This is a genomic window from Nocardia arseniciresistens (assembly GCF_046764875.1).
Lineage (GTDB): Bacteria > Actinomycetota > Actinomycetes > Mycobacteriales > Mycobacteriaceae > Nocardia > Nocardia arseniciresistens.
Map to the genome: position 1 here is coordinate 46368 of NZ_JBKORD010000016.1, position 13252 is coordinate 59619.

Annotated in this window: 15 protein-coding genes and 1 pseudogene; 6 read left to right on the forward strand and 10 right to left on the reverse strand. The window is 67.3% G+C overall.

All coding sequences use genetic code 11. The features are described from left to right. Nucleotides 1-35: 35 nt before the first annotated feature. On the forward strand, nucleotides 36-701 hold the full coding sequence (locus ACLMAJ_RS27430; RefSeq protein WP_412016733.1) for a TetR/AcrR family transcriptional regulator: 666 nt from the start codon (nucleotides 36-38) through the stop codon (nucleotides 699-701). A gap of 219 nt (nucleotides 702-920) precedes the next feature. After that, entirely contained in the window at nucleotides 921-1496 is a 576-nt protein-coding gene (locus ACLMAJ_RS27435) for a DivIVA domain-containing protein (protein ID WP_412016734.1), read from the forward strand. 44 nt (nucleotides 1497-1540) lie between these two features. On the opposite strand, the gene ruvB is transcribed toward ACLMAJ_RS27435, so the two are convergent. From ruvB to ACLMAJ_RS27455, 4 genes are all read right to left on the reverse strand, one after another. Continuing rightward, nucleotides 1541-2635 (reverse strand): Holliday junction branch migration DNA helicase RuvB, encoded by a 1095-nt coding sequence (gene ruvB, locus ACLMAJ_RS27440; RefSeq protein ID WP_412016735.1) that lies wholly within the window; start codon nucleotides 2633-2635, stop codon nucleotides 1541-1543. Between the two features lie 6 nt (nucleotides 2636-2641). Further along, nucleotides 2642-3247 carry a Holliday junction branch migration protein RuvA gene (gene ruvA, locus ACLMAJ_RS27445; protein ID WP_412016736.1) on the reverse strand — a complete coding sequence of 202 codons (606 nt, stop codon included), beginning with the start codon at nucleotides 3245-3247 and terminating at the stop codon, nucleotides 2642-2644. Further along, the gene (gene ruvC, locus ACLMAJ_RS27450) at nucleotides 3244-3813 is read right to left on the reverse strand and encodes a crossover junction endodeoxyribonuclease RuvC (RefSeq protein ID WP_412016737.1); all 570 of its coding nucleotides are present in this window, start codon (nucleotides 3811-3813) and stop codon (nucleotides 3244-3246) included. Before ruvC ends, ruvA begins: the two co-directional genes overlap by 4 nt. 104 nt (nucleotides 3814-3917) lie before the next feature. Continuing rightward, nucleotides 3918-4364, reverse strand: a complete 447-nt coding sequence (locus tag ACLMAJ_RS27455; RefSeq protein WP_412016738.1) for an acyl-CoA thioesterase — start codon at nucleotides 4362-4364, stop codon at nucleotides 3918-3920. Nucleotides 4365-4551: 187 nt separating this feature from the next. Here ACLMAJ_RS27455 and ACLMAJ_RS27460 point away from each other — a divergent pair, with 187 nt between their 5' ends. Continuing rightward, nucleotides 4552-4758: a DUF5988 family protein gene (locus tag ACLMAJ_RS27460; RefSeq protein ID WP_412016739.1), complete on the forward strand. Its 207-nt coding sequence runs from the start codon at nucleotides 4552-4554 to the stop codon at nucleotides 4756-4758. Nucleotides 4759-4831: 73 nt separating this feature from the next. Continuing rightward, a complete protein-coding gene (locus ACLMAJ_RS27465; protein ID WP_412016740.1) occupies nucleotides 4832-6286 on the forward strand; it encodes an alpha/beta hydrolase in 1455 nt (484 codons plus the stop codon). 78 nt (nucleotides 6287-6364) lie between these two features. Here the strand turns inward: ACLMAJ_RS27465 and ACLMAJ_RS27470 are convergent. Continuing rightward, nucleotides 6365-6865 (reverse strand): annotated as a pseudogene (locus tag ACLMAJ_RS27470) (LysR family substrate-binding domain-containing protein); the annotation flags it as partial. A 137-nt stretch (nucleotides 6866-7002) separates the two neighbouring features. Continuing rightward, entirely contained in the window at nucleotides 7003-7998 is a 996-nt protein-coding gene (locus ACLMAJ_RS27475) for a GlxA family transcriptional regulator (protein ID WP_412016741.1), read from the reverse strand. A gap of 70 nt (nucleotides 7999-8068) precedes the next feature. On the opposite strand from ACLMAJ_RS27475, the gene ACLMAJ_RS27480 reads away from it, so the two are divergent. Further along, nucleotides 8069-9022, forward strand: coding sequence for an NADP-dependent oxidoreductase (locus tag ACLMAJ_RS27480; RefSeq protein WP_412016742.1), 954 nt, complete (start codon nucleotides 8069-8071; stop codon nucleotides 9020-9022). A 100-nt stretch (nucleotides 9023-9122) separates the two neighbouring features. Here ACLMAJ_RS27480 and ACLMAJ_RS27485 read toward each other — a convergent pair whose 3' ends face one another. The 3 genes from ACLMAJ_RS27485 to ACLMAJ_RS27495 all read right to left on the reverse strand — a co-directional run bounded on the left by ACLMAJ_RS27485 (nucleotide 9123) and on the right by ACLMAJ_RS27495 (nucleotide 11624). Beyond that, nucleotides 9123-9878 (reverse strand): YebC/PmpR family DNA-binding transcriptional regulator, encoded by a 756-nt coding sequence (locus ACLMAJ_RS27485; protein ID WP_412016743.1) that lies wholly within the window; start codon nucleotides 9876-9878, stop codon nucleotides 9123-9125. Nucleotides 9879-10024: 146 nt separating this feature from the next. After that, nucleotides 10025-10675, reverse strand: a complete 651-nt coding sequence (gene pdxT / locus ACLMAJ_RS27490) for a pyridoxal 5'-phosphate synthase glutaminase subunit PdxT (RefSeq protein ID WP_412016744.1) — start codon at nucleotides 10673-10675, stop codon at nucleotides 10025-10027. A 127-nt stretch (nucleotides 10676-10802) separates the two neighbouring features. Next, nucleotides 10803-11624 (reverse strand): acyl-CoA thioesterase, encoded by an 822-nt coding sequence (locus ACLMAJ_RS27495; protein ID WP_412016745.1) that lies wholly within the window; start codon nucleotides 11622-11624, stop codon nucleotides 10803-10805. A gap of 104 nt (nucleotides 11625-11728) precedes the next feature. Here ACLMAJ_RS27495 and ACLMAJ_RS27500 point away from each other — a divergent pair, with 104 nt between their 5' ends. After that, on the forward strand, nucleotides 11729-12349 hold the full coding sequence (locus ACLMAJ_RS27500) for a nucleoside/nucleotide kinase family protein (RefSeq protein WP_412016746.1): 621 nt from the start codon (nucleotides 11729-11731) through the stop codon (nucleotides 12347-12349). A gap of 49 nt (nucleotides 12350-12398) precedes the next feature. Here ACLMAJ_RS27500 and ACLMAJ_RS27505 read toward each other — a convergent pair whose 3' ends face one another. Then, nucleotides 12399-13133, reverse strand: coding sequence for an SDR family oxidoreductase (locus ACLMAJ_RS27505; protein ID WP_412016747.1), 735 nt, complete (start codon nucleotides 13131-13133; stop codon nucleotides 12399-12401). Nucleotides 13134-13252: the final 119 nt, after the last annotated feature.

A 13252-nucleotide genomic window follows, 5' to 3' on the forward strand; every position in this document is an offset into this window, starting at 1 on the left:
CCATTTCGCATGAAATGTGAATCAATCCTCACGGAATGACACATCATTCCTCTTGTGAACACAGTATCATCGTGAGGGTGACGAAGCCATCCACGCGAGCCGAGCGACGCAAAGCCGAACTGCGCCAGGACATCATCGACACCGCCTTCGTCTGTTTCGCGGAGAAGGGCTATCACGCGACCGGCATCGCGGACATCGCGAGCATCCTCGGCATCGGGCACGGCACCTTCTACCGGTACTTCAGCAACAAGCGCGACATCATCGATCACGTCATCGACGACCTCGCAGGTCGCATCGTGGAGGCCCTCGGCACCGAGAACGCCCCGGACGCGGCGACCTCGCTCGATGACTACCGGGCCCAGCTCGACCGCATCGGCGTCGCGCTCGACCACATTCTTGTCGAGGACCGCAGGGTGGCCCAGCTGCTGCTGTTCCACGCCACCGGCATCGACGACGAACTCACCGCGCGCCTCTACGGCCTGCTGGACATGGCCGACGCGCTGACCGCCGGATATCTCTCGCACGGCGTGGAACTGGGCTATCTGCGCGCCGACCTCGACACCACCAATACCGCGAAAGCCGTCACCGGCATGCTCATCGCCGGAATCGTGCACGGCATGCGCAGCCCCGACACCACCGCCGTCAACGGCCTGAACGAGGCAATCCGGCGGCTGCTCATCGATGGCGTTCGCAAGGACTGATCTCGCTCCCGCCACCGCAGATCCGGTGTGGCACAGAGACCCTCCTGCGATCGATCGCCGGGGGTGGGCGGGTCGAATATCAGCGGGTGCGAGCGCGATTCCGGAGGCTACTCTGAACGCAGATCGACGGTGTCCACATAGGGGTCGCACGTGTTCGCAAGAGACCGCGCAGTACGAAGAAGCAGTACTCGGTCAGCGCAGGGCAACCGCCCTGAGAGAATGTCGCGCGTGACCCCCGAGGACGTGAGCCGGACCCATTTCCCCATGCCGCCGGTCGGACATCGTGGCTACCACGCCGAAGAGGTCGACGCCTTTCTGGAACTCGTGGCCGCCACCCTCGACGGCCGTGGCACGCTCACCGCCGACGACATTCGGCACGTCGCGTTCGACGCCCCCAGGTTCGGCGGGCGCGGCTACCAGGCCGACCAGGTCGATGAATTCCTCGATCAGATTCGGACCGAACTGGAGTACCGGCAGCTCGGCAGCCGGCCGGTGCCCGCGTCCGGCAATGGGTCCGGGCCGCTGCTCACACCCGACGACGTCCATCGGATGCAATTCTCGCAGGCCGGCATCGGTCGACGTGGCTACGACACCGACGAGGTCGACGCCTTTCTCGACCTGGTCGCCGCCACGCTCGCCCACGGCGGACCCGGCAGTCTCACCGTCACCGATGTGCGCGCGGTGCGGTTCACCGAGTCCAGGCTCGGCACTCGCGGGTACGAGCACGGCGAGGTGGACGCGTTCGTCGACCTGGTCGTCACCGCACTCGAGCACCCGGCGCACCCGCACCGCTGAAACAGGTTCCGCAACAAGGTAGCGCCGAAGGCTGCCGCACAAGATCAGTCGAGGGCATCCGAAGTCGGTAGCGGTTCGCGACCGCGAACTTCGATCGCGCCGAATATCAGGTCCGGTGGCGGGACCAAGCCCAGGTGCTCCCATGCCGAGGCGGTGGCGACGCGCCCTCGGGGAGTTCGCGCGATCATGCCCGCGCGAACGAGGAATGGTTCGCAGACCTCCTCGACGGTGGCCGCCTCCTCCCCTACCGCGACCGCCAGCGTCGAGACACCCACCGGGCCGCCGCCGAAGCCGCGGACAAGGGCGGTGAGCACCGCGCGGTCGAGACGGTCGAGACCGAGGACGTCGACGTCGTAGACCTCGAGTGCGGCCTTGGCGATGGGCAGGGTGATCAGACCGTCGGCGCGCACCTCTGCGTAATCGCGGACGCGGCGCAGCAGGCGGTTCGCGATGCGGGGCGTGCCACGGGAGCGCCCCGCGATTTCGGCCGCAGCGTCGGGCTCGACACTGAGGCCGAGGATGCGTGCCGAGCGCTGCAAGATGCGCAGCAGTTCGTCGGGGTCGTAGAAGTCCATGTGGCCGGTGAAGCCGAAGCGGTCACGCAGCGGGCCGGTGAGTGCGCCCGAGCGGGTGGTGGCACCGACCAGAGTGAATGGGGCGATATCGAGCGGTATCGAGGTCGCGCCAGGACCTTTGCCGACGACGACATCGACGCGGAAATCCTCCATGGCCAAATAGAGCATTTCCTCGGCAGGCCGTGCGATGCGGTGGATCTCATCGATGAACAACACGTCGCCGTCGACCAGATTGCTGAGCATCGCGGCAAGATCGCCCGCCCGTTCCAGCGCGGGGCCCGAGGTGATGCGCAGTGCGGTACCGAGTTCGCCCGCGATGATCATCGCCATGCTGGTCTTGCCGAGGCCGGGCGGCCCCGAAAGCAGCACGTGGTCGGGTGTGCCGCCACGCAATTTGGCACCGCGCAGCACGAGGGCGAGCTGTTCACGCACCCGGGGCTGGCCGATGAAGTCGTCGAGGGATTTCGGGCGAAGGCTGGCCTCGACCTCACCGTCGGACTCGAGAAGCCGTGCGGTGACCTGGGATTCGTCGTCCGCATCGGGTTCGGTGTCGTCGTAATCCATGCGCCGCTACCGGTTCTTGCCCAGCGAGGCGAGGGCCGCACGCAAAGTGGTCGCGGTGTCGGCGGCGGGCTTTTCGGCCAGTACCGCGTCGACCGACTGCTCCGCCTGCTTGAGCGGGAAGCCGAGCCCTGTCAACGCCTCGACAACCTGGTCGCGCACCGGCGTGACCACCGGCAGCGCCGTGGTTCCCGGCGGGCCGGACTGCACGGGAACGAGATTCACCTTGTCGCGCAATTCGACGACCATCCGTTCGGCGCCACGTTTGCCGATACCGGGGACACGGGTCAGCGCGGCGACATTGCTCTCCGCAAGCGCCTTGCGCAGCGCTTCCGGTTCGAGCACCGCGAGTACGGCCATGGCCAGTCGGGGTCCGACGCCGGACACCGTCTGCAAGAGGCCGAAAAGATCACGGGATTCGGTGTCGGCGAACCCGAACAGCGTCATCGAATCCTCGCGGACGATCATCGCCGTGTACAACCGGGATTCCTCGCCACGGGTCAGCGTGGACAGCGTTGCCGGGGTGACATTGAGCCGGTATCCGACGCCCGCCGCCTCGATCACCACGTGATCGAGCGCGATCTCGAGCACCTCACCGCGTACCGACGCGATCACCTGCGTACCGCCTTCCGTTGTTCGGCAAGCTTTTCCGCGTACCGTCGCTGCGCCGCGGCCGCCTGAGCCTCGGCCTTGGCCATCCGATCCATCAACGGCGCACGCCAGCAATGGCAGATCGCCAAGGCCAGCGCGTCGGCCGCGTCCGCGGGTTTGGGCGCGACTCGGAGCCCGAGAATACGCGTCACCATCGCGGTCACCTGAGCCTTGTCCGCCGAACCGTTGCCGGTGACGGCGGCCTTCACCTCACTGGGTGTGTGGAAAGCGACCGGTATCCCCCGCCGTACCGCCGCGAGCGCGATCACGCCGCCCGCCTGCGCGGTACCCATCGCGGTACTCACATTGTGCTGTGCGAACACCCGCTCGATCGCCACCGCTTCGGGTAGGTGGGTGTCCATCCAGAGTTCGGCCGCGTCCGCGACGCCGAGCAGTCGATGCGCCAAATCCAGATCCGGCGGAGTGCGCACCACATCGACAGCCAGCGCGGTCACCTTCCGGCCGAGCCCGCCCTCCACGATGCTGAGGCCGCACCGGGTGAGCCCGGGATCGACGCCCATCACCCGCACGAAAACACCCCTTCGGATACGCGAACAGTTGTTCGAAGTCTAGAGGACCTCGAACGCCGCCCCCGACAGCGACACGGCGCGAAGGACGATTTCGAGAGCAGTGGTCAGCGCGCCGAGGGCGCGAGGCCCAGCAGTGCCGGTTCGGTGGCGCGCGAGGCCCATTCGTGCGCGGGATCGGCCACCAGGCGCCGCGTCCGAAGATCGAGTAGGCCGCTGACAAAGGTGATAGTCGCCGACAATTCACCGTCGGATCGGGTGAACGAGTGCTCGACACGGTAGGTCTTGCCCTCGCCCCATATCCATGAGCACGACACATCCACCGAGTCACCGGCACGCAGCTCACGGTGATACTTGATCACCGTCTCGAGATTGACAGGCCCCAGGCCCGAGCTCAGTAGGTCCTCGACGGATATTCCGGCCGCCTGCACGCACGAGAACCGCGCGTGGTCGGCGAACTGCTGGTAAGCGGCGCCGGTGACATGCTGCTGGAGGTCGAGGTCGGACACGCGGACCTCGATCCGAACCCGAAACGGCTCTTGGGTATTCGTCACGCCACCACCATGACAGAACCCACCGACATGTTTTCACCGCACGCGCCCCGGTCCGGCCCCACCTTGCGCGATGGCACCACGCACCGGCGCGATCACGATCGGAATCTGTCTGCGAGGCGACGCGCCACAGGCCGATGGTTTCGGGGAATCGTCTGATTCGGTATGGCTATGCCCCTACGATCCGAAGATGAGCAACTCTGTTAAGGCAGTCCTCGAGGGCGGGCCGGAGGACTTGCAGGCCCGCATCGTTCCCATCACACCTCCGGGGATCGAACTCAAGGTCGCGTTCAAGGGCGGCTACGAGCATTTCAAGGTCACCTCCAGGCACCAGGACACCCCCGATGGCAGCCTCCCTGTCTATGAGTGGAGCTTTCGCACCGAGATCGCCGAGTGACCCAGGGGCAGTCACAGTGTCACCGGAGCGAATTCACAGCTCGTCTCGAGCAATGACCTCGACAATCCCATAGGTGCCCGTTCTTCGAGCGCCGCTCGCCGCGCCTGTCACCCCCGTGCCGCAACCGCCGCAGCTTCCTTCGGCGGATCTGAACCCCAACTACCAGAGCACCTTTCATCACGGACTATCGGTGTTGCACGGCTGGCTGCCACTGACCATCGAGTTGGTGGCGGTCGCCGTGCTCATCGTGGCCGTCGGGTGGCGCACGCGTCGCTGGCGTCTTGCGCTGGCGCCGGTGTGCGTCGTGGCGGGTATCGCGGGTGCGGTCGCCGCGTGGGTCTACGTCAACGATCAAGGGTTGGCGTCGGATCCGGCACCGCTGCTGCTGTGGGCGTGTATCGGCGTGAGCGTTGCGGCGATCGCGGTCGCGGTGCTCGGCTGGCGCAGCGCGCGGTGGTGGCGGCGCGGGGTGTCGATCCTCGCGGTTCCGCTGGCCATGCTGAGCACAGGCATCGTGCTCAACCAGTGGGTCGGCTACTACCCGACCGTGCAGTCCGCGTGGAGTGCGCTCACCGCCGGTCCGCTACCACAGCAGACCGACCTCGACGCGCTGCCCGCGCTGCGCGGCACCGACGTCACCACCGGCAAGATCGTGCCGGTCCGAATCCCCGACACGGGGAGCGGTTTTCCGCATCGCAGCGAATACGTGTACCTGCCGCCCGCATGGTTCGCCGGGCCGACTCCCCCTGAGCTGCCGGTGGTCATGATGATCGGCGGCGAATTCAATACTCCCGCCGACTGGGTTCGCAGCGGCCAGATCATGCCCGCCGTCGACAAGTTCACCGCGGCCAACGGCGGGCGCGCGCCGATCCTCGTGTTCGTCGATTCCAGCGGCAGTTTCAACAACGACACCGAGTGTGTGAACGGCCCACGCGGCGACGCCGCCGATCACCTCACCCGTGATGTGCCCAGCTATATCGAGTCCACGTTCGGCGCATCGGCGGATCCGGCGAAGTGGGCGGTGGTCGGCTGGTCGATGGGCGGCACCTGCGCGGTGGATCTTGCGGTCATGCACCCGGAGCTCGTGCGCACCTTCGTCGATATCGCCGGCGATATCGGGCCGGTCTCCGGCACCAAGGAGCAGACCATCGCCCGTCTATTCGGCGGCGATGCCGAACGCTGGGCGGCTTTCGACCCGCTCACGGTCATGAAGACACACGGTCGGTACACCGGCACCGCCGGACTCTTCGACGACCTGACCCCGCCGCCGCACACCAGGACCGGCGGCCACCCGCGACCGGCGGCCGACGACGACTCCGCGGGCATGGGCGGTCACGACGGCGTGCCCGACACCGGCGAGGTCGGTGCGGCCGAAAAGCTGTGCGACCAAGGCCGCGAGGTCGGCATCGACTGCACGATCCACACCACCCAGGGCGGGCACACCTGGCAATTCGCGGCCGCGGCATTCACCGCGTCGCTCCCCTGGATCACCGCTCGTGTCGGACTTCCGGTACCCGGCTCGACCTGACCGATCAGCGGGCGGTCGAGCAGCACGCCCTGCCGGATGGCGCAAGACTATTCGCGAAGCCAACTCGCGGGGGCGGCCTCAACGCCCCTCATGCGTAACGGGTGGCGCCAGGTCGGTGGCGAGGTCGGCGAACTCCTCGATCAGTGGGCTGTGCCGGTCGGCGCCCCAAGCCACGCTCACCTGGTTGGGCGCGATATCGGACACTGCGAGGTAGGCGATGTCGGGACGTGTGTAGAAAGTCATGACCGACAGTGGCAAGAAGATGATGCCGCGGCCCGCGGCAACGTGTTCCAGCTTCTCCTCGACGCTATGGAAGACAGGCACATCCCGCCCCCCGATCCGCAGCTCGCTGGCGACATCGCGCCATTCGGACACCAGGTCGGGGTTCTGCAACAGATGTTCGTCGGCGAGGTCGGCGACGTCGACGGTTTGTTTGCCGGCCAGCCGGTGGTCGGCGGAGACCACCACGACGCGCGGTTCGGTGCACAGCGGTCTAACGGACAGGCCCTGTGCGCCGATCGGAAGACGGACGAAGCTGACGTCGACACGGCCGTCATGGATCGCGGTGGTCTGGTCGTCCCAGGTCCGGCTCCGTACTCACCCTGGATGGCGGCGCGGTGCTCAGTTGAGCTGCTGAAGCTGCTCTGTTTCGCCGACCGCGCGGTTCGCCGACCACGGCGCTGGAGTGTCGGTGTGCCGACAGCGAGGTGGGAGCGTCAACCGCGCTCGGCGGGGTTCTCGAGCGGATCGGGGCGGAAGGTGCGGCGGTAGGTGCGGGGCGAGACGCCGATGGCTTCGTGCAGGTGTTGGCGCAGGGAGCCGCCGGTGGCGAAGCCGACCTCGCCTGCGATGCGGTCGATCGGGAGGTCGGTGGATTCCAGGAGGTCGCGAGCGCGGAAGATGCGCTGTTGGATGAGCCAGCGGCCGGGGCTCATGCCGACCTCGTCGCGAAAGCGGCGGGCGAAGGTGCGCTTGCTCATGCGGGCGCGGGTGGCGAGATCGTCCATGGTCACAGGTGATCCGAGGTTTTCCAGCGCCCAGAGCCGGGCCGTGGCGGTGCCTGCGGAGACCGATGCCGGGACCGGCTGCTCGATGTATTGGGCTTGACCGCCGTCTCGCCATGGCGGGATCACGCAGCGGCGAGCCACCATATTGGCCACTTCGCTGCCGTGGTCGCGGCGCACCAGATGCAGGCAGACGTCGATACCCGCCGCCGCGCCCGCCGAGGTGAGGAGGTCGCCGTCGTCGACGTAGAGCACGTCGGGGTCGAGATGGACCTTCGGGAAGGTGCGGTGGAACAGTTCGGCGTGATTCCAATGGGTCGTCGCGGGCCTGCCGTCCAGTAGTCCCGCAGCCGCGGCGACGAACGCGCCGGTGCAGATGGACACGATTCTGGTCCCCGAGCGGATACGCGCGAGCGCGTCCGATACCGCCGATGGCAGCTCGCCATCGAGTGTCATCGCGATATCGCAGGCCGGGATGATCACGGTGTCGGCAGTCTCGAGCGCACTGCTGTCGAGTTCGACGGTGATCGCGAAATCGGAGCTGGTCGCCACCGGAGCACCGTCGACCGAGCAGGTGCTGACCTCGTATTTGTCCGGGACGGTGCCGAAGATCCTGCTCGGGATACCGAGCTCGAAGGGATGCACCCCGTCCAGCGCCAATACGACAACGTGGTGCGGCACCGCACTCGACCGAGCATCCATCACCATGGCACGATCATATCGAAGAATGGCAATCGTGCCATTTTCTCGATCGGCGGTCACAGGCATTGTCGAGTGCATGAACGAAACCAACACGATGCGCGCGATCAGTCAGGATGTCCTCGGCGGACCCGAGGTACTGACCGAGGTGCGACTGCCACGTCCGGTGCCCGGCCCCGGCGAAATCCTGGTTCGGGTGCGTGCGGCGGGACTCAACCCCACCGACTGGCGGCACCGAGCCGAGGCGGGGTTGTTCCTGCCCGAGCCGCCGTTCGTGCTCGGCTGGGACGTCTCGGGCGAGGTGGTCGCCACTGGCATCGGCGTCACCCTCTTCGCGCCGGGCGACCAGGTCTTCGGCATGCTCCCCTACCCGTACGGTCACGGTTCGCTCGCCGAATACACCACCGGGCCCGCCCGCGCCTTCGCACGGAAACCGGCCGGGCTGGACCACATTCAGGCCGCCGCCATCCCCCTCGCCGCCCTCACCGCATGGCAAGCCCTCGTCGATACCGCCGCACTGGCCGCCGGGCATCGCATTCTGATCCACGCCGCCGCGGGCGGTGTCGGGCACTTCGCCGTCCAAATCGCCAAGGCCCGTGGCGCATACGTGATCGGCACCGCCAGTGCACCCAACCACGACTTCCTGCGCGCCCTCGGCGCCGACGAGGTGATCGATTACCGCACAACAGATTTCGCCGAAGCCGTGCATGACGTCGACGTGGTGCTCGACTCGATCGACGACGACAACAGCTTCCGCTCCCTGCCCACCCTGCGCCCCGGCGGCCTGCTGATCTCGTTGCGCGCCTTCGGCCCGGCCGACCTGGCAGCCGAGGCCGAAAAGCTGGGCGTGCGCGCGGTCCGCATGCTGGTGGAAGACGACCACGCGGGCATGACCGCCCTCGCGCAACTCGCCGAAACCGGCGCACTGCGCCCGACGATCGCGGGCACCTTCCCGCTGGCAGACGCCGCGAAGGCACACGCGCTCGGCGACAGCGGCCGCACCGTCGGAAAACTGGTTCTCACAGTGCCGTGACCACAGGCGAGCGACATGCTTCGGGGCGGCCCGCGCTGCGGACCGCCCCGATTACGGCGGCTACGACCTACCGTGAAGCATTGCTGCCGAGCCGGTGGAGCTACTCGTCCTCGAGCTCCGCCATGACCTCGTCGGACAGGTCGACGTTGGTGAACACGTTCTGCACGTCGTCGCTGTCCTCGAGCGCGTCGACCAGCTTGAACACCTTGCGGGCACCGTCCGCGTCGACCGCGACCGATACCGACGGCTGAAAGCCGGATTCGGCGGAGTCGTAATCGATTCCGGCGGACTGCAATGCGGAGCGCACGGCGATCAGGTCGGAGGGGTCGCTGATGATCTCGAAACTGTCACCGAGGTCGTTGACGTCCTCGGCACCGGCGTCGAGCACGGCCGTGAGGACGTCGTCCTCGGACAGACCGTTCTTCTCGAGCGTGACGACACCCTTGCGATGGAACAGGTACGACACCGAACCCGGGTCCGCCATGTTGCCGCCGTTGCGGGTCATCGCGACACGCACCTCGCCCGCCGCGCGGTTGCGATTATCGGTGAGGCACTCGATCAGCACGGCGACACCGTTGGGCCCATAGCCCTCGTAGGTGATCGTCTGCCAGTCGGCGCCGCCGGCTTCTTCGCCGCCGCCGCGCTTACGGGCGCGCTCGATATTGTCGTTGGGCACCGACGACTTCTTCGCCTTCTGAATGGCGTCGAAAAGTGTTGGATTACCGGTCGGGTCGCTACCACCTGTGCGGGCCGCCACCTCGATGTTCTTGATCAGCTTGGCGAAAAGCTTGCCACGCTTCGCATCGATCCCCGCCTTCTTGTGCTTGGTGGTGGCCCATTTGGAGTGGCCGCTCATTCCCTACTTCCTCCAGGTCGACTGCACGTCTGATTGTGCGCACGGTACCCGTTTCGGGCGGGTAGACAACTACTCCAGCCTAATGTACGCAGCCGGGCGAAGTCCGACCGCCGCCCGCACCGAGCCGAGCGCAGGCGCTTACTCCGCTACGCGGCGCGAACCAGATCCACGAACATCCGGTGCACCCGCAGGTCGCCGGTCACCTCGGGATGGAAGGACGTCGCGAGCACGTTCCCTTGCCGGACCGCGACGATGCGGCCCGCGAACGGGCCGCTGGGCACCGTGGCAAGGACCTGTACGTCGTCGCCCGCTCGCTCCACCCAAGGCGCCCTGATGAAGACCGCGCGAATCGCGCCGTCGTCGAGGCCGGCGAAGTCCAGATCGGTCTCGAACGAATCGACCTGACGTCCGAACGCGTTGCGGCGCACCGTCATATCGATACCGGACAGATGTTGAGCGTCGGGGCGGGTGTCGAGCACCTCGGAGGCGAGCAGGATCATCCCGGCGCAGGAACCGAAGGCGGGCATGCCGGCACGCAGCCGAGCGCGCAGCGGTTCCAACAGCTCGAACACCTCGAGCAGCTTGCTGATGGCTGTCGATTCGCCGCCGGGAATCACCAGCGCATCTATCGAGGCGAGCTCGGATGCGCGGCGCACCAGCACCGGCTGCGCACCACACGAGGTGAGCGCCGCGACGTGTTCGCGCACGTCACCCTGCAATGCCAGCACGCCGATGGTTGGCCGCGAAGAAGCCTGTTGCGCTTCCGTAGCGGGCGCGGCGACAGAGGATGCGTTCACGCCGCAAAGCTTACGAGCCGACGAGATGTGGCCCTGCTCACGGTGACCGTCGATGTTTCGTCAAGGCCGCGTCGACCGGCGCGCAACCGGCGACAGTCGCAGAGTGATTGCCGGGTAGCCGCGCGGCTCAGTGCGCGCGCAGAGTACGGATCAACCCTTCCTGGACGACAGCGGCGACCATTTGCCCCTCACGGTTGAAGATCTTGCCGCCGGTCAGCGCGCGACCGAAACCCGCCGAGGGCGAGGACTGGTCGTAGAGCAGCCAGTCGTCGGCGCGGAAAGGGCGCAGGAACCACATGGCGTGGTCGAGCGACGCGTTCTGGGTCTCTTCGTCGGGGTGGGTGACCTTGGAGGAGCCGAGCAGCGTCATGTCGCTCATATAGGCGAGTGTGCAGACGTGGAACAACGGGTCGTCGGGCAGCGGATGCCGGTAGCGGAACCACACCTGCTGCTGGGAGACCATGCCGTCGCGCGGTGCCACACTGTCCTGCGGCACCGTCCGGATATCCCAGTGCTCCCACTCCCGCATCGCCCACAGTCGCTCCGGGCTCATGGTGATGCTCGCGTCGGGCAGGTCGTCGGGCGCGTGCACGGCAGGCATCTTGTCCTGATGTTCCGGGCCCTCGTCGCCGGTGTGGAACGACGCCGACATAGTGAATATCGCGGCACCGTCCTGAACGCCGGTCACCCGGCGAGTACAGAAGGACCGGCCGTCGCGGATCCGCTCGACCAGGTACACCGTCGGCTGGTCGGGATTGCCCGGCCGCAGAAAATACCCGTGCAGCGAATGCACCTGATACCGCGCCTCCACCGTGCGTACCGCCGACACCAACGCTTGGCCGGCAACCTGTCCGCCGAACGTGCGCGGAAGCTGGGTCTTCGTGGAAGCACCACGAAAGATGTCCCGCTCGAGCCGCTCGATTTCCAGCGCCTCTTCGATTGTCGCCATGAGCTGACATTATCCCGCCGCCGCCCACAGCTCCCGCTCGGCCGGTCGCCTTCCATCCGGCGGGCGGCCACGCCGACCCGCTCCGGGTTTGCTGTGATTGGCGGGTGCCACAGTTCGCAGCGATCACCCGAGACGGCCTCATCGAGCTGATGACCCACCGCATCCTCGAACTGCCGGGCCGCCTGGTGATCGCGATCGATGGAGCCGACGCCGCGGCACCGACCCCTCTCGCGACCGTTATCGCCGCCGCCCTGCGCGACACCGGCCGCGCCGCCGACGTCGTCTCCCTGCACGACTACGTCCGCCCGGCGTCGCTGCGTATGGAGTTCGGCCGCGACGACGAGTTGTCCTATCGCACAGCCTGGTTCGACTACGGAGCCCTGCGCCGCGAAGTCGTCGACGCCCTCCACGACACCGCCCGCTGGCTCCCCGCCCTCTGGGACGAACACACCGACCGCTCGGCCCGCGCGACCATCCGCCGGGCAGGCCCCGCCACCGTCATCCTCGTCGCGGGCCCCATGCTCCTCGGCCGCACCCTCCCCTTCGACCTCACCCTCCGCCTGGACATGTCCGAACCGGCCCTGCGCCGCACCACCCCACCCGACCAGCACTGGACCATCCCCGCCCTACTGCGTCACAACAGCGAAAACCCAGAGCCCCCAACCTTCTTCGTTCGCTGGGACCACCCTCATCGCCCAGCCCTGCGCACCGAACCACCTCGATAGCCGCGCCCGAGTAACTGCTCCGAGGTGCCACCCGGGCGCGGGTATAGAGCTAGGTGAGGCGGTGGCCGCCGTCTACGTGGAGGACGGTGCCGGTGATGTAGGGGTTGTGCATGAGGGTGAGCATGGCTCGAGCTATGTCGTCGGGTCGGCCGATGCGGCCGACCGGGAGGCGGGCGGCCATTTGCTGGTGGCGTTCGGTTTTGGCGGGACCTGCGATGGTGTCCCATATCGGGGTGTCGATCCAGCCCGGTGAGACGACGTTGACGCGGAGGGGGCCCAGTTCGACGGCAAGGGCGTAGGCCAGGGAGGCCAGGGCTCCGTTGGCGGCGGCGACAACGGACGCGCCGGCGGCCGGGCGGTAGGCGGCGATGCCGGAGGTGAAGGTGAGGGAGCCGCCGGGAGCGAGCTGGGCGTGCTTGGCGACGAGCGCCGGGCCGATCACTTTGGCTTCGAAGAAGTTTCGGCCGATCTCGGCGTCGAAGGAGCCGATGGGCTGGTAGGCGCCGTTGGCGTCCGCCGCGGTGATCACCACGTGGTCCACCTGGCCGACCTCGGTGAACAATTGCTCGAGATCGGTTTCGCGGGTGATGTCGGCGACGACCGAACGCACCTTGCCGGGCCCTTCGGGCAGGGTGCGTTCGGCGTCGGCGAGACGCGCGGCCGATCGGCCCGCGATGGTGACCTCCGCGCCCGTGCCGACCAACGCGGCGGCCAGCGCCAGTCCCATGCCGGAGCTGCCGCCGATGATGACGACGCGTTCGGGAGTTGTCATGTTTTCTGTCATGACTCCACCCGACCACCGAACAGCCCGAGCGTCCATGTCGCACTAGCGAATTCGCGTTAGCCCCGACCTAACGGCGCAGGTCGGGGCGGAACTGTTCGGGTGCGTGCACGGCAACCCCG

What these genes read in the sequence shown, in the direction of transcription:
- ACLMAJ_RS27435 (WP_412016734.1), top strand. Translation starts at nt 921, where the DNA reads ATGTCGCGCGTGACCCCCGAGGACGTGAGCCGGACCCATTTCCCCATG.
- ACLMAJ_RS27430 (WP_412016733.1), top strand. Translation starts at nt 36, where the DNA reads ATGACACATCATTCCTCTTGTGAACACAGTATCATCGTGAGGGTGACG.
- ACLMAJ_RS27460 (WP_412016739.1), top strand. Translation starts at nt 4,552, where the DNA reads ATGAGCAACTCTGTTAAGGCAGTCCTCGAGGGCGGGCCGGAGGACTTG.
- ACLMAJ_RS27485 (WP_412016743.1), bottom strand. Translation starts at nt 9,878, where the DNA reads ATGAGCGGCCACTCCAAATGGGCCACCACCAAGCACAAGAAGGCGGGG.
- ACLMAJ_RS27475 (WP_412016741.1), bottom strand. Translation starts at nt 7,998, where the DNA reads ATGGTGATGGATGCTCGGTCGAGTGCGGTGCCGCACCACGTTGTCGTA.
- ACLMAJ_RS27480 (WP_412016742.1), top strand. Translation starts at nt 8,069, where the DNA reads ATGAACGAAACCAACACGATGCGCGCGATCAGTCAGGATGTCCTCGGC.
- ruvB (WP_412016735.1), bottom strand. Translation starts at nt 2,635, where the DNA reads ATGGATTACGACGACACCGAACCCGATGCGGACGACGAATCCCAGGTC.
- ACLMAJ_RS27495 (WP_412016745.1), bottom strand. Translation starts at nt 11,624, where the DNA reads ATGGCGACAATCGAAGAGGCGCTGGAAATCGAGCGGCTCGAGCGGGAC.
- ACLMAJ_RS27505 (WP_412016747.1), bottom strand. Translation starts at nt 13,133, where the DNA reads ATGACAGAAAACATGACAACTCCCGAACGCGTCGTCATCATCGGCGGC.